Genomic DNA, 15,136 nt, shown 5'->3' with positions numbered 1-15,136 from the left:
GTGCCAGCTGTCTGGCCGTCACCTGTGGTGGTGCGAGAACGTATAGAGAGCAAAGTCATTCGGTTAGAAGTTCTTCTGTGCGCGTTGAGGGTGGGTAATCCCTGCATAACTAGCTGACTCAACAATCAAGGAAATCAGTTTTTCAGCCAATCGCGGAGGGATCTTATCAGCAACGGTATCAATGGCATTTCCCACATACTTTACATTAGTTTCCGTGGAAAGTTTAGCAATTGACCTTACAGCCAGCCCCCATACCCCCGTAGGTTTGGGTGATCCCAGAGCAGTGCTCCCGTGCTGGTCGACAAAGATGTTCCGCGCAGCTCCTGAGTAAAGAGCTCGCTTAGCGCGGCTAGCAGTGGTAGTAGCCGCCACATAATGATGGGTAGCTAGATGGGGATCGATCACAATTTTTGCGCCTGCCTGGTAGAGCCGATACCCCATATCAACGTCTTCCCATCCGTATAGACGGTAGCGTTCATCATAACCTCCTAGCTGTTGGAAGAGGGTGCGGGACATAGAGACGTTCCCAGCCCAGTACACCCACTGGCGGCTTGAGGGGCACGAATAAGCATCTTGCCTAAACTTTTCATCGCGGTATCGTCCATAAAACCTGGCGTAGGGCGTGTCGGGCAGTACGTTCTTATAGATACCAATGACACCGACCTCCTTCTCTCCACGGTGGTGTGAAAGGTGCTGCGCTATGTAGTCGGTTGCTGGTTGCAAGTCATCATCACAGCGGATTAGCACATCAGCATCAGCATCGTTGTGACCAGCGTTCAGAGCTGCAACTCGACCCCGGTTTTCATCGAAGACAATCATAGAAAGATTCAGGGTGGAACGCTCGATGTATCTTTGCACTACCGAAGCTGAATCATCGATATCACCATCAATCACAACGATGACCTGAAAGTCTTTCTCTGTTTGCTGTTCAAGAGCGTCCAGAGGGTAGTGAAGTTTTGAGGCTCCGCCACGTGTAGGAATAATGACGGCCGCTGAATATGTGCTCATGGAGGGGTTACCCTTCAAAATCTTGCAGCAAGCGCCTGATACGTTCTTTGCCAGCATCAGGTGAATAGTTCTCTTGCCAACGCCAATAGTTATCACTCAGAATATCTGAAAGCTCGTTGTCTTGGTGCTCCATCATATGAGCTAAATTTTCTAAGGCAACGATAATTGGCTGCACTTCTCCCCGAGGGACAATGAAGGGGTAGTCAGAACCAAGGATCTCAGGGAGTGCACCTGAACTAGAGACGATGAGAGGCACCCGAGCACTCATCGACTCAGCCGCAACTAAGCCAAAGGGCTCTTCCCAAAGTGAGGGCATGACCACGCAATCAACTAATTGGAAGAATTCATTTTGTGTCACCCACCCCAGGTGGGTGACACTACTTTCAACCTTGTGGAGCGCATCCTTAACGCGATTGTGGCTTGCCTTCGCAATGAATTTTGCTTTGCCACCAATGATAAGACGGTAGTTCAACGTCCCTTTTTGATTGAGCTGATATAGAGCTTCCGCCAGCAGGTGGGTACCCTTGATTTCTGATACTCTGCCGAAGAAACCAACCGCGAGTTCGCTCCTATCTTTCGATTTATTTATGGGGGTTGAAACTTCTGAAACCCAGTTCTCTAGAACGGTTGCATTCTTAATGCGAGACGCCATGAAGTGACTGGGTACTAGGACGGCGCGAGCTCCTTTTTTTGCCAACCGGTAAGCTACCTTTTGGGAACCGGCAGGGAGCTGGTGGAGGTGAATAATTCGGTTTTTGTCGCCCGCCGTGGCAAGTGAAGGCACCAGTCCATTACACCAAAGCAAAGCATTACGGTTACGAGCGCGCCATGCTCGTAACTGAGCCATGTAAGTCTTGCGGTCTGTTGCCGGTAAGGCAAGGGTGGTAAAGCCTTCATCTCGCGCAGCGTCAAGTAGCTCGTCGGGTTGGGCGGGGACAACGACGGTCACTTTATGGCCAAGGGTACGGAGCGCTCTGGCGATGTTGAGTAGCATGACCTCCCCGCCCCCCATATCACCATTGTTTGTAGCAATAACAATATCCACAGCTATACCTCAGAAAGTGGTAGAAGTTCAGGGGCGGGTTGTCTATTCTTGCCTGAATAGAAAAGAGCACCGTATAGATTACCGAAGCTCGCTACTAGAACTGATAGCTCACGCCGGTTAAAGGTTCTTTCCTTACGAAATCTGTGAATAATTTCAGAAGCAACTCTGATGATTTTTTTGGTGCAATAACCGACACTATAGGTTTCAGAATCGTAACTAGGGTACCGACGGGCCATCAGGACCCTCCCCTTTCCCAAAAGGAACTTCTTTCTAAAGGACGCAGTAGAACCGCTAATTTGAAACCGTATACGGGCTTCTTCAACGAAGATAATGGGGAAACCAGCCTCTTGTACCCGCCATGAGAAATCAACGTCTTCAAAACCATAGGTAGGTAATGATTGGTCATAGCCACCCACAGCGAAAAAGATAGATCGACTTACTGCACAATTACAGTTACCAACATGCGGTAGATATGTCGTCTGTATAAGACTGTGAGGGAAAAAGCCCGGATGAGCTACCCCTGCAGAGTCATAAGCTTCTATCAAACCACCGGCAAGTGCTTCTTGCCCGTTTAATCTGTCAATATAGGCTTGAACCCAAGAATATGACACCTCATCATCAGCATCACAAAAAAGCAAGAGCTCACCTTCGGCCTGTTGCGCTGCGAAGTTTCTTACAGTGGGAATCCCCTTCAGATGAGGCTGAGAGAAAGTTTTGATGAGACCGTTCGCTCTAACTGTTTTTAGCCACTCTTGAATCACCTGCGGGGTTCCGTCAGTTGACCCGTTATCAACCACAATAATCTCATAGCTGATTCTAGGGTTTGTGACTTGGGCCGTCACAGCATCGAGCTGCCTCCTCAAGAAATCCTGACCATTTTTGACGCAGATAATAACCGAGGCCTGCAATGAACTACTCATCGTTTAACATCCATAATCTCTTTGTCGTACCCGAACAGGGGAACCTTTTCATTGCTCGGTAGACTAATCACCCAAGCACGCAAGACGTAGCCCATTGCGATGGCCCAAGGAAGTGTATAGAAAACCTCACCCAAACGCAGGGCACAGACCAATAACGCAATACCCAAACCCTGGGCAATAACTTGGTATTTATTCCAGCCCGGGTTCTTGCTCAGGGGGCGCACAGCAACAAAAAGAGTAATAGCAACCAGAGCTATAGCCCAAGGCCAACCGCCTTCGACGAAAGCTGACCAGTAGGAGTTGTGAAAGAACCAGGTACGTTCATCAGCCACATCGTAGATATATGCTTCGCCCAGTCCCTGGCCGAAGAAGCCGGTATCCTGCACCTTGGCCCATGACATAGCATCAATACGTGACCGTAGTTCGTCGGTTCCCGCTCGATCACCAAAAACTTCTGCCTGCGAGTAATCCTCCGTTAAAAAGCCAAGGAGCCACCAGAAAGCGCCCATCAGAGCCACCTTAGCAAGCGGCACCAGACGAGGAGCAATAAGAATCCAAAGATAGGCAAAAACCAACGCACCTAAGGACGTACGGGAACCTGTGGTCCATAACAGACCGCAGGACATCAAGAAAACCGTGACCTGCTGCCACCGTTTAGTAAAAGCCGTCATAATCAGCAAACCGAAGAGAACATGAACCAGACCAGCATAGTTCTTATCGCCTAGATAACCTGTCAGATATCCGCCGTAGGTATCAGGGGCTATCCCTCCAAAGAAGAGCGCCGCGTTAACGACCAACGCTGCAGAGTAGCCTAAAATCGCTGACCGCAGGTGAACTTGGCCTACCGCTATAACGTAAATCAGAAGGGTTGTTACAGCAAGGCGCACCCACCGCCTCGTCCAGTCCGCTGCGTAATCGCTGGGGTCAGCGAACGCGGAGACCATGGCAATATAGCTCAATATAGCGCCGAACAGAATAAAGAGACGGGACCATTTACCTAATGAGAAAAGCGGCTTGTGGCTCATTGCGTAAAGCACAATGATAAAGACCATGAGCTGGTTAAAGGGTAGGCCCACACCCGGTACGGGTTGCCCGTAAATCAGGGACGCGAAAAGCAGAAACTCAGGAACACGAACCTGGGAGACCTCAACCTTGGCGCGCTGGCCCCAATCTTTGACCTGCTGCCCGATGGTTTTCTGCCCCAGGGTCAGTTTTCCTTCATCGCTTATTCCGATGATAGACATCTTGCCCCTCCCCGTAGTAATCAGCCAAGCGGCTGGTCATCTGTTCCGTAGTAGTCCATTCGAAGGTTGTGTTAGGTAGATCTTGTGCCTCTCGTACCTTCTTGGCAACCAGCGCTGCAGCTATATGGCGGTTCATCTGCCTCAGTGATGGAACCATCTCTGCACCCGAGAGAATTTCAGGGTTACCGCCAACCGCTGTTGCTATCACCTTTAGACCAGCGGCCTTGGCATCCAGCAGGGTGTAGGAGCAGTTCTCCCACACCGAAAGCTGAACCAAAACATCAGAGCGGCCCATAGCAGCTAGAGAATCAACAAAACCGGGGAAACTCACCGATTCCTCAAGTCCAAGCTTTTTAATCTGCTGCTGAAGTTGGGGTAAAAGCTCACCTTCACCCGCTATCTCCAGGGATGCACCCGGTACCTGTTGCTGCAGTAGGGAGAAGGCATCAATCAGAACATCCAGCCCTTTTTCAGGAGCTAAACGGGAGAGCGAAAGAACCCTCAACTGATGGGAATCAGGGACAACTCGCTGCGACGCAACTGCCTGAGTTATACCCAAAAGGTCAATACCGTTAGTCAGCACGCCCACCTTGCGAGCGCCCCATTGACGCCTCATCTGATCAGCGGTGGACTGTGAAACAGCGAGTGCCCCATCTGTGCCCCAGAGCCGGGCACGGTGGACCGTCTGCATGAGACGTGAGCGCCAGGATGAGCCGTGGTACACGGTGTCGTCTCCGGCGATGCCGTGCTCGGTGGTAAAGAGCTGTGGGAGATGGGTGGAGCGGTGCAACACCCTGCGCGCTTTGAGCCGGTTGACGGCGATAGCTGCCACTACATCAGCGTAGGCTAGGTGACTATGAACTATAGCCGGCTGTAAGTTTTCGATGATGCTGGTGAGGGTGCGTAAGGACACCATGAGGCCAGCGTCCGTGCCAAAGTTTGCTTCTAGCACCTCAGCACCTAGTTCTTTAAGCCGAGCAGAAAGTGCGCCTGGCGGGCAGAGCACCACCAGGCGGTAACCGGGTAGCCCGGCTTCAGCGATATCGCTGATATGCCGAGCTACGCCACCAAAGCCTGGGACCGGTACACAGTGGAGCGCCACCGGTAAAGAATGGCTTACAGCCACTTTTCCAACCGATCTAGTGCGGTGAAGAATCCCTCGCCGTTGTTAACGTGCCCCTGCCAGATTTCGGGAATGAAGGAAGCGGTGGGGTTGAGTTCGCGCAGTTGCTTGCCCAAAGCTGCCCAGTCCACGTCACCTTCACCGACCTGTACGCCTTCGCCGTCTACGCCAACGCCGTCCACTAGATGCAGGTGGTTAGAGCGCGGCGCTAGAAGCTCAACGGCTTCACTCAGCGGCATCTTAAGGAAGTTAGCGGCCAGCATGGTGTGGGAGATATCCAAGCAGAGCTCGGTGTCGTAGGTGTCTGAGAAGTCGGCGGTGTCTTTAGGGTCAAGGAAGAGGTTGTGGAACTGTTGCCCACCCATGAGCCAGGGGTAAGGGGGCAGGGTCTGAGCCGAAAGACGCACACCTGAGGTATTAAGGTGCTTCAGCGCTTCACCGATGCGCTCATACTTATCGACGCGGGCTGCCGGTGCGATGTGGCCGTCCTTGGTGAAGCCGCCCATAGTGACCACCATGATGGGGTCATTATCCAGGGTGAAGTAGCGGGTCAGATCGCGGGTGATGTCGATAGTGCGCTGAACTTCAGCTATGGAGCGTTCCCAGATGTCTTGGTCACGGGATGCCAGGTCTACCAAGAAGTCACCTGCGAAGAGGTCGGGCAGGTGGGTGGTGAAGGACATGCCCAACTTGCGGTCAAAGACATCATCGATATTGATTTCGAGGTCCTTGTAGCTGAAATGGAATTCCAGGAAGTCAGGCGTGGCGTCCTCAATCAGAGGCTTGTAGTCATGGTAACGAACCGGCAGACCCCAAGGACGGTCGAACTTGAAATCTCGGCGGGTGACCAGGTCATCTTTAAGATCTCCTTCGAAGAAGAAGCTACCAACCTCAACCTCACGCTGCATGGTGCGGCCCACCAGCTGAGGCAGGTAGTTGGGCTGCAGACCGCGGCCAGGTGATTTAACCTCAACATCGGCTTCTGAGACCACCTCGCCCTGAGCGATGGTGCGGGTAGCTACCAGCGATTTGGCCAGGTTGACGCGGTTCATCAGCTCACCGGTAGAAACCTCGCGTGGTGCTGCGGTGCCAATGGACTCTTCAACTTCACGAATCTGGGTCACCATTGCCTTGAACTCTTCAGGTAGCAACGAGACAGTGTGATCGTTGCCTTCCAGGGTTTTATCGGTGGTGAAGTGCTTTTCAATGATTTTTGCGCCGCGGGCAACAGCCGCAATGGGAACGTGGTAGCCGCGTTCGTGGCCGGAGTAACCCACTAGTGACTGACCAATTTCAGCCAAGCGATCCATGTAGGCCAGGTTGACGTCTTTGAAGGGCGCCGGGTAGGTGGACTGGCACTGGAGCAGGGCGTAGGAAGCACCAGTTGAACGCAACAGGTTGACCGATTCGCGGATTTCTTCCTCACGGCTCATACCGGTTGAAACCAGCATGGGCAGACCACGAGAAGCCATATCCCGCAGAAGTTCGTGATTGGTGAGGTCAGCAGATGCTACCTTCAGGCCCTGCACACCGTAGTCCACCAGTGCCTGTACCGAGGGAGCGTCCCAAGGGGTGCACATGATGTCCATATCGTGTTGCTTGACGTGGTCAAAGACCTCAAACATTTGATCAACATTAAATGAGAAGCGACGCAGCAGATCAAGGGTGTACTGCACGCCCAGGTCCTCGCCAGCGCTTTTTGAGCCAGCCTGGCGGTAGAGAGCGTCCATATCTCGTAGCTGGAACTTCACGGCATCAGCGCCGGTTTCAACGGCCAGGTCAACCAGGCGCTTGGCAAAGTCAACGTCACCCTGATGGTTATTGCCGATCTCGGCAATAATGAAAGCGGGTGAGTCCTCAGAGATTTCGGTTCGTCCAATGCGCAGAACGTTCTGCTCGTCCACGGCAATAGCTACCAAGTGGCCACGCTCATCGACCAGAGGTAGCAGGGAAATTCCCTGGGCGAACTCACCCTGGAGCTCTGCAGGGGATGCCCCGAAGGGAGCGGTTTTGGGGGTGAGGTTGGCGACCTCAAAGGTTGAAGTTTCTAGGCTGGCAGCCGGGTTAGCGATGAGCCAGCGGCGGAAATCCCCGTCAGATAGGGCGCCCTGCAGGTAGCCAGACTCATTGACCAGGAAGATAATGCGCTGCTGGTTGGCAGAAATCTTCTGCAGAGCGGTTAATACCGGATCCTCAGCGAAAACGATGTAGGGGGTGATATTACGTTCGATATTCATCGGGGTTAACCTTCGTTTTCTTCTGTTGAGAAAGTCTGTTTAAGTTGATGTTCAGCTACGGTGAAGTCAATCATGGCGTCAATGTCCACACCCTCTACCTCATCAAGCATAAATAGCTCAATTGCTCCGCCTAAACGGTTATGTAGGGTCTCGTAGAGCTCGGTTTTAGTGATGTACATAGACCCGTTTTCACGGTAGCGAAAGGTTTCACGGGTCAGTTCTTGGCGGCGGGGGCGGGCCATGACCTCATACTGGGCGGTGGGCGGTTCGGTAGCAGTCCAGATGAAAGGACCAATAGGAATAACGCCCACCATAGAGTCTGAGCCCGAGACAGAAAACTGACGGATAGCGCGTTCTAAGGTTCCCGGTAGGCGCACCGGGCTGGTTGCTTGCAAGAGCATTACTGCGTCCGGACGCTGACCCGCGGCTGTGTAAAACTCGATGGCGTGTTCAACCACAGGCTCGGTGGCAGTAGTGTCTTCTGCCAGGTGGGTGGGGCGCATGAAAGGTACCTGGGCGCCGTGTGCGCGAGCTACCTCTGCTATCTCAGCGTCATCGGTTGAAACCAGCACATCAACCGTGTGTTCACCCGCGAGAGCGGTCTGAGCGGCTAAAGCCTGTTCAATGGTCCAGGCTACCAGCGGCTTGCCCGCAATCGGCTTGATATTTTTGCGAGGAATGCCTTTAGAACCGCCGCGAACCGGAATAACACACAACACACGCATCTTTACTTCTCCAACTGTTGAGTGATGATAGTAGCGATTGATCGGGCCGGTTCTATCTGCGGAAGCGAAGGAGACGGTGTCGGAGAATCTCCCCATTGACTCATGCCATAACGTTCCCAAAACTCCATGAGCCACTCAGGGGGGTCAGGGTGATAAGCCCAGGAGGGCACGCCGCGAATAGCCGCTTCAATGATGCCTGTTGAAAAGATAGCAACAACAGGGTTGTTCACCTGGTTCAAAGGCTGTTGAGATTCATCAATCGTCACACCCATCTTTTTCATGAGGGCATGAACTACTCTTGATAGTTTATCTTTCTCCTGAGGGTGCGGTCGATAGACTGCCCCGTGTTTTTTAACGAACTTAAGGGTGGCCCTTACAAAGGAGGCGCGCGGCAACTCTGCACCGTGCATTTGACCCAGGAAGACTACTGGCTCCCCCAGCTCCGTTATATCTACCTTGGGCTTCTGCGCTGCATCCCAGAAGAGCTGAGAACCCACTACATCATAGGTAACATCAGTTCGGTCCGAAATCCAGAAATGAGCATCAGCCTCGCTAAAAGCTAAGAGGTGAGTTCCTGGAGCCAAAGGTGGGGCGTAAGGAGTGTGCAGACCATGCTGAACGGTCACGAACCGGGCGCCGGTGCGCTGGGTCAGCCGGTATGCTGCACCCCCGAATCCCATGTAGTGCCCTAGAGCCATCACGGTCACCACTTCTGTGAGTGCGCAAAGATCCATATCGCTAGCCGGTTCACAGCGCCATTTATCACTTTGACCAGGCAGTTGAGCCGAGACATCCTGCGGGGCCCACACCGCGATATCTACATCGTCGACAAACTGCAGAGGGCGCACCAGAGAGCATAAAGATGTAGGTGAAGTAGAGTCCAGTACAACCAGCAGGCGTGGAGACGAGCCGCGAAGGTGCAGAATTCCGGCTTGAGGTTCAGCCGCTTCTTGGGCAACCCCACTGTTTTTTCCGGGTGCTAACCGCAAGCAAACCTGAACAAAGTCTTTTACTCTGCGTTCTGGTTTAGAGTTTGCTTGCCATTTGCCCCATGCTTCAAGATCGGTGGGGTATTTTAGACCCATAGCGCATCCATGCTCTGTGCTCGGTGGAAGAAGGTGTGCTCAGCCTGGCTACGTTTGAGGCCGGCGGCACGGATGGAATCGCTCCACCTGGGATCGGCAATAATATGCTGGCACAGCTCAATCAATTCTTCTGTGCTCTGATAGAGCAGGACTTCCTTGCCAATCTCATAGAACTCAGCAACATCGGGGCGATCAATCAGTTGAAGACCATTCATACCGGGCACCTCGAAAGTGCGCATGGCAAGACCCGCCTGTAACCCATGTACATTCAAAGATGCAGCAGCAGCTGCCTGTACCCGGTAGGCTTCGTGCAAGGGAATATCACGCTCAGCCGGGAGATTAGGGCGCTTAAGTTCCCACGTTCTTAGGCGGTCAAAGGGATGATGTGACCAGCCTCGGCCGTAGGCACGCACCGACAGACCAGCGTCCTTCAAAGCGAGGAGTATAGTTTCCCGATTTTCGTAGCGGGATCCAACAAACACAATTTCAGGGACGCGGGTTGTCGGAAAAGCTGCCAGCTTGGGGTCGTATCCATTAGCTACGAAGTGAGCGTTGATTCCCTCAGCAGCAAAACTTTCTGCCTCAGACCGCGCGTAGCTGACCACAGCTGGAAGGCTGCGTAGGAACTCAAAGGTGTAGCGGTGACGTTTCAAGTCATCGTAGAGCCACAGCAAGTAGGGGACTTTTCGATCCGAAACAGCCTGCCAAAAGTTGTCGCCCAGAGTATCAGCCTTAATGACGATCAGCTTATCGGGTTTAACCTGCTCTATGACTTCAAGCGCTTTAGATGTCGCTGCTTTTTCTGCAGCTTTCTGCCCGTCAAATCCAAGCTTTGAGGGCAACTCGTAGAGCGCCTTATTTCTTACCTTATCTTTCACCGTGTCAAAGGCATCATAGCGATGAACAGTGACCTCGTAACCTAAGCCCCTGAAACCATCGGCAATAGAGTGACAGTAGCCGTGAAAGGCAGGGCTGATAATCAGCAGTTTTTTTGACATTATTTTTTGTGCTCTGCTCTCTTGATGAAGGCCAGCTCCTCGCGCAGACCAGCGCGCGGGGTCACCGCTTTATTGCGGATGACTCGGATCATGTTAAAGAAAAAGTTTGCATAGCTCGTCAGTTTAAGGGCTAACGCCAGGTGCTGCCCCTGACCCCATTTAGCGTTGTAGATAAAACGAGAGTCCAATACCCACTGACGACGTTGAGCGGACGCCCCCGATGAGCCTCCACCCAGGTGCTCCACTACGATATCTCCGCGAAAGACTCTCTTCGTGCCCCGTTCCGCCAACCGCCGTTGCAAGTCAATTTCTTCGCTATTCATAAAGAATCGCTCATCCATGCCGCCTACAGCGTTGAAGTCTTGACGACGGAGCATCATGCAGGCTCCCATCAGCCAATCAGGCTCAGCTCGCTTGCCGCTGACACAGGTTACATCGTGCCCCACCATCGCGTGCCAGAATACGGTGGAGCGTAATCGCGCCGCCGGAGTAAACCACTCCCACATGTGATGGCGAGTTAGGGGGAATTTCCTCCCTACCCACTGATTTTCACCCCGGTGGCCTACGATGTGAGGGCTCAGCAGGGCTGCTCCTTCCTCTTGGGCTGCCTGAATCATGCGTACTAAGAAGTTCTCTGGTGGGGTCAAATCACTGTTGAGAATCAACACCCACTCTCCCCTAGCAACAGCAACAGCGGTGTTGACGTTGGATCCAAAACCACCGTTTGAGCTACGGCGCACTACCGTAACACCTTGATGTGATGGGAAGGAGATGGGTGAGCAGTCATCTGACACGATAATTTCAACGGAATCTGGGATTCCCTGAGATTCAAGTTCTGCAAGTAGCGCTAGGGTATCGGTGGGGTCACCATAAAAAGGGATAATGACCGAAAGTAATGGCACACGGCCTCCTCTTCTTCGCATACTCTCTACTCCCTATCGAATCATGTTGCGGGGCGGATACCAACGTCATCTATTGTGGTAGCGGCGACGTTTTGGGCTCAGACTCCATATTCTCAGCCAGGCTTAGAATCACTAAGGAGCCAATTTTTCACAGACTTCTAGCATTCCTTTTGACCAGTTCTCCCAGGTCAAACGTTGACCAGCGTCTTGCTCAGCAGCTGCTGAAACTCGGGTCAATTCGGCCGGCGTCAGAGTTACCAACAGCTCTGCCATTTCTTCAACCGCGTTATCCGGCGATACTAGCCAACCAGTTTCACCCGGGCGAACCAGGGTGGGGATGCCACCAACCAGGGTAGAAAGTACGGGCAACCCGTGGTTGAGAGCATCAGTCACAACCACTCCACCTGCGCTTGCCTCGGTTGGTTCTAATAAGAGGTGGTGGGAACGATACAAGCTAGATAATTCTTCACGGGTTTGGCGTGGTAAGAACTTCACTCCATCTGTTTCAGTTACGAGCGGTAGTGCCCCCACCACTGTGAGAGTGAGTTCAGGGCGCACAAGACGGGCTTTTCTAAAGCTCTTCAGAGCCCGTTCCCCACCCTTACGGGCCCAGTTAGATGCAATGAAGAGAACAGCGATACCTGGGTCAGTAGATTTAGAGCCTAAAGGCCCCGATACAGGCGAAGTTCCCGGACCGAAAGGAAGTACGCGAATAGCTTCTGGGCTCACCCCGTTATCATTGATCAGTTGTTGGGCAGACCATTCACTGGCTACACAGAAATAATCACTTCTACGCGCTACCCAACGATCCAACATCGCACCTTGAAACAGGGTGAGGCGGGATACTTTGTGGTGCTTAAAATACGCCTTAACTATGGCTTTAAAAGACGAATCAGCTATCTGAACTAGAGGAATATGGGCAGGCACGCCCAAGGACTCTTTGGCAGCTGCGAACGATACCACTACATCTACTTGATGCTGATTCAGCAACTTTTTCACAGCCCGTGCCTTGCGGAAGGAGGTGGCGAAAGAATCACCGGGTAGGTAGGTAATCTTTAGGAGGCCGAGCAACCGTGTAAGAAAACGATCCACCATAGAATCACGAATTTTTGGCACCTGTAAAGGTACTAATTCAACTTTTTCAGCAAGACTTTGGCAAGCAGGCAAAACTACGCCAGACCATGAGGATGGATCTTCCATATCCCAAGAAGACAACATACCTACTCTCATGACCAGACTCCTTTTGTAGTGACTCGGCAACTACTCCGAGACAAGTCATAATATGAAAACGTGCGGCACCAGCTACTGAGCTGGAACCGCACGATCATAAGTGATGGTAGCTAGTGAGCCTTGCCTTCAAACAGGCTGGTGACGGAGCCTTCATCAAAGACTTCCTTGATAGCCCGGCCCAAGAGAGGGGCAATCGATAGAACTGTCAGGTTCTCGAACTTCTGGTCATCGCGCAGCGGCAGGGTGTTAGTCACTACCACCTCACTGGCGCCGCAGGAGCCCAGACGCTCAGCGGCAGGGTGTGAGAAGACAGCATGGGTAGCTGCGATAATGACGTCTTTTGCACCGTTATCCTTGAGCACCTTCACCGCGCCAGCAATAGTACCGCCGGTATCGATCATGTCATCGATGAGCACGCAGGTACGGCCTTCAATATCGCCCACCACGGTCTTTGAGATAGCCTGGTTGGGGACATTAATATCGCGGGTCTTGTGCACAAAGGCAAGAGGCGCGCCGCCCAGAAGCTCTGCCCACTCTTCAGCAACGCGCACGCGGCCGGTATCGGGCGAAACAACGGTGACGTTCTTGGTATCAACCTTGCTCGCTACGTACTCTGCCAGTAGGGGGATTGCCATCAGATGATCCACGGGGCCATCAAAGAAGCCCTGAATCTGAGCAGTGTGCAGGTCCACGCTCATCAGACGGTCAGCACCGGCAGTCTTGTAGAGATCTGAGATGAGACGAGCGGAGATAGGCTCACGGCCCTTATGCTTCTTGTCCTGACGGGCATAGGGGTAGAACGGCGAAACCACGGTAATGGAACGAGCCGATGCACGCTTGAGGGAGTCAATCATGATGAGCTGTTCCATCAGCCACTCATTGATGGGAGCAGGATGCGCCTGAATCACAAAAGCATCTGCACCGCGCACTGATTCTTCAAAGCGTACATAGCGTTCCCCGTTAGCAAAAACGTAAGAGGAGCTAGGTAGAACTTCGTTGCCCAGCTCAGCTGCAATCTGCTGTGCAAGTTCTGGGTGGGCGCTACCACTCAGCAGGGCCATCTTCTTTTCGCCCGGATTAGTAATCTCCGTCATTACTTGTTCTCCTCAGAGGTTGCTGCCTCGGCTGCAGCTGCAGCCTCAGTACCCGCTCGGTTTTTGGTAACCCAGCCTTCAATATTGCGTTGGGGGGCTTCGTTGATTGCAAGGGCGCCAGCGGGGACGTCCTGGCGAATAACGGTCCCAGCTCCAGAATACGCCCCATCACCGATAGTGACAGGAGCGACGTACATGTTATCGGAGCCCATGCGCACGTTATTACCTACGGTGGAGCGGTGCTTGTTGACACCATCGTAGTTAACGAAGATGGACGCCGCGCCAATGTTGGAGCTCTCACCGATGGTGACATCCCCTGCGTAAGACAGGTGAGGTACCTTAGAGCCCTTACCGATTTCAGCGTTCTTGGTCTCTACAAAGGTGCCAATCTTGCCGTCTTCGTGCAGATGGGTGCCGGGACGCAGGTAGGCGAAGGGGCCAACGGTAGCGCCGGCATCAATCATTGACTCAGAACCGTGGGTACGTTCGATAATAACGCCAGTACCAATAGTGATGTTTTTGAGAGTGGAATCAGGGCCAACAGTGGAGCCAGTGGCAATGCTGGTGGTTCCCTGCAACTGGACGCCAGGTAGCACGGTGACATCGTTTTCGATGGTGACGGTGACATCAACCCAGGTGGTTGCCGGGTCAACGATGGTCACGCCGTTGCGCATATGCATCTCCAGCAGACGGTCATTGAGCTTGCGGCCCAGCTGGGCCAGCTGTACGCGGTCGTTAGCGCCTTCAACTTCCCAACGGTCTTCAATCGCCAGTGCACTGGTGCGGTGACCTGCGTTGCGAGCAATCTCCAAGACATCGGTGATGTACTTTTCACCCTGGGAATTATCGGTGGTCACCTGCTTGAGCGAATCGCGAAGGACAGCAGCATCGAAGGCGTAGATCCCCGAGTTGATTTCAGTGATAGCTAGCTGTTCATCAGTGGCGTCCTTGGCCTCAACGATGGCGGTTACTTCACCAGCAGCATTGCGGACGATGCGGCCGTATGCACCGGGATCAGCAATATTAGTGGTAAGAACTGTGACCGCATTACCATCAAGCTCATGAACCGCGATAAGTTCTTTGAGTGTTTCTGAGCGGAGTAGAGGAACATCGCCGTAGGTGACGACAACGGTTCCCTCAACGGTGGCACTCTCGTCAAGACCCAGGAGGCCAACTTCAACTGCACGACCGGTGCCGGGAACGTCATCCTGATCCACAATGGTGACAGAAGGGTCAAAGGCAGTAACGTGGGCTGCTACCTTGTCACGCTGGTGACGCACCACAACAGCTAGACGCTGGGGACGAAGATCCTGAGCAGCTGCTATCGCGTGCTCAACCATGGAACGCCCACCAATAGGGTGCATTACCTTGGGAGTCTCTGACTTCATACGGGTTCCAGCACCTGCTGCTAGAACGATGACGGCTGACGGTGCTTTCGCTACTGCAGTGCTCACAATGTGTGGACTCCTCGAGTGATATGGGAATCGCCACCGGTGGTTATTTCAACGCTTAACGTGGTGACTAG

General features: G+C 53.0%; 13 protein-coding genes. All 13 read right to left on the bottom strand.

All coding sequences use genetic code 11. The annotated features are described in order from the left end of the window. Positions 1-63: 63 nt before the first annotated feature. The 13 genes from VVR27_RS03005 to glmU all read right to left on the bottom strand — a co-directional run bounded on the left by VVR27_RS03005 (position 64) and on the right by glmU (position 15,065). A complete protein-coding gene (locus VVR27_RS03005) occupies positions 64-1,008 on the bottom strand; it encodes a glycosyltransferase family 2 protein (RefSeq protein WP_368547012.1) in 945 nt (314 codons plus the stop codon). A gap of 7 nt (positions 1,009-1,015) precedes the next feature. Continuing rightward, positions 1,016-2,053, bottom strand: a complete 1,038-nt coding sequence (locus VVR27_RS03000; protein ID WP_368547011.1) for a glycosyltransferase family 4 protein — start codon at positions 2,051-2,053, stop codon at positions 1,016-1,018. A 2-nt stretch (positions 2,054-2,055) separates the two neighbouring features. Continuing rightward, the gene (locus VVR27_RS02995) at positions 2,056-2,973 is read right to left on the bottom strand and encodes a glycosyltransferase family 2 protein (RefSeq protein ID WP_368547010.1); all 918 of its coding nucleotides are present in this window, start codon (positions 2,971-2,973) and stop codon (positions 2,056-2,058) included. Beyond that, a complete protein-coding gene (locus tag VVR27_RS02990; protein WP_368547009.1) occupies positions 2,970-4,217 on the bottom strand; it encodes a hypothetical protein in 1,248 nt (415 codons plus the stop codon). The genes VVR27_RS02995 and VVR27_RS02990 overlap by 4 nt, the downstream gene beginning before the upstream one ends. After that, positions 4,192-5,343 (bottom strand): glycosyltransferase, encoded by a 1,152-nt coding sequence (locus tag VVR27_RS02985; RefSeq protein WP_368547008.1) that lies wholly within the window; start codon positions 5,341-5,343, stop codon positions 4,192-4,194. Before VVR27_RS02985 ends, VVR27_RS02990 begins: the two co-directional genes overlap by 26 nt. Further along, positions 5,334-7,577 (bottom strand): N-acetylneuraminate synthase family protein, encoded by a 2,244-nt coding sequence (locus VVR27_RS02980; RefSeq protein WP_368547007.1) that lies wholly within the window; start codon positions 7,575-7,577, stop codon positions 5,334-5,336. The genes VVR27_RS02985 and VVR27_RS02980 overlap by 10 nt, the downstream gene beginning before the upstream one ends. A gap of 5 nt (positions 7,578-7,582) precedes the next feature. Beyond that, positions 7,583-8,302 (bottom strand): acylneuraminate cytidylyltransferase family protein, encoded by a 720-nt coding sequence (locus VVR27_RS02975; RefSeq protein WP_345446126.1) that lies wholly within the window; start codon positions 8,300-8,302, stop codon positions 7,583-7,585. A 2-nt stretch (positions 8,303-8,304) separates the two neighbouring features. Beyond that, positions 8,305-9,387 (bottom strand): RNA-binding protein, encoded by a 1,083-nt coding sequence (locus tag VVR27_RS02970; RefSeq protein ID WP_368547006.1) that lies wholly within the window; start codon positions 9,385-9,387, stop codon positions 8,305-8,307. Beyond that, entirely contained in the window at positions 9,378-10,385 is a 1,008-nt protein-coding gene (locus VVR27_RS02965) for a glycosyltransferase (RefSeq protein WP_346924132.1), read from the bottom strand. The genes VVR27_RS02970 and VVR27_RS02965 overlap by 10 nt, the downstream gene beginning before the upstream one ends. Further along, entirely contained in the window at positions 10,385-11,287 is a 903-nt protein-coding gene (locus VVR27_RS02960; protein WP_368547005.1) for a glycosyltransferase family 2 protein, read from the bottom strand. The genes VVR27_RS02965 and VVR27_RS02960 overlap by 1 nt, the downstream gene beginning before the upstream one ends. 132 nt (positions 11,288-11,419) lie before the next feature. Continuing rightward, positions 11,420-12,517, bottom strand: a complete 1,098-nt coding sequence (locus VVR27_RS02955) for a glycosyltransferase family 4 protein (protein WP_368547004.1) — start codon at positions 12,515-12,517, stop codon at positions 11,420-11,422. Positions 12,518-12,627: 110 nt separating this feature from the next. Then, the gene (locus tag VVR27_RS02950) at positions 12,628-13,611 is read right to left on the bottom strand and encodes a ribose-phosphate diphosphokinase (protein WP_237203909.1); all 984 of its coding nucleotides are present in this window, start codon (positions 13,609-13,611) and stop codon (positions 12,628-12,630) included. Further along, positions 13,611-15,065 (bottom strand): bifunctional UDP-N-acetylglucosamine diphosphorylase/glucosamine-1-phosphate N-acetyltransferase GlmU, encoded by a 1,455-nt coding sequence (gene glmU / locus VVR27_RS02945; RefSeq protein WP_368547003.1) that lies wholly within the window; start codon positions 15,063-15,065, stop codon positions 13,611-13,613. The genes VVR27_RS02950 and glmU overlap by 1 nt, the downstream gene beginning before the upstream one ends. Between the last annotated feature and the right edge of the window lie 71 nt (positions 15,066-15,136).

This window comes from Rothia sp. LK2492 (genome assembly GCF_040946345.1).
Lineage (GTDB): Bacteria > Actinomycetota > Actinomycetes > Actinomycetales > Micrococcaceae > Rothia > Rothia endophytica.
This window is presented reverse-complemented; position numbering and strand designations above follow the sequence as displayed.

What these genes read in the sequence shown, in the direction of transcription:
- VVR27_RS03005 (WP_368547012.1), bottom strand. Translation starts at nt 1,008, where the DNA reads ATGAGCACATATTCAGCGGCCGTCATTATTCCTACACGTGGCGGAGCC.
- VVR27_RS02995 (WP_368547010.1), bottom strand. Translation starts at nt 2,973, where the DNA reads ATGAGTAGTTCATTGCAGGCCTCGGTTATTATCTGCGTCAAAAATGGT.
- VVR27_RS02990 (WP_368547009.1), bottom strand. Translation starts at nt 4,217, where the DNA reads ATGTCTATCATCGGAATAAGCGATGAAGGAAAACTGACCCTGGGGCAG.
- VVR27_RS02980 (WP_368547007.1), bottom strand. Translation starts at nt 7,577, where the DNA reads ATGAATATCGAACGTAATATCACCCCCTACATCGTTTTCGCTGAGGAT.
- VVR27_RS02975 (WP_345446126.1), bottom strand. Translation starts at nt 8,302, where the DNA reads ATGCGTGTGTTGTGTGTTATTCCGGTTCGCGGCGGTTCTAAAGGCATT.
- VVR27_RS02970 (WP_368547006.1), bottom strand. Translation starts at nt 9,387, where the DNA reads ATGGGTCTAAAATACCCCACCGATCTTGAAGCATGGGGCAAATGGCAA.
- VVR27_RS02965 (WP_346924132.1), bottom strand. Translation starts at nt 10,385, where the DNA reads ATGTCAAAAAAACTGCTGATTATCAGCCCTGCCTTTCACGGCTACTGT.
- VVR27_RS02955 (WP_368547004.1), bottom strand. Translation starts at nt 12,517, where the DNA reads ATGAGAGTAGGTATGTTGTCTTCTTGGGATATGGAAGATCCATCCTCA.
- VVR27_RS02950 (WP_237203909.1), bottom strand. Translation starts at nt 13,611, where the DNA reads ATGACGGAGATTACTAATCCGGGCGAAAAGAAGATGGCCCTGCTGAGT.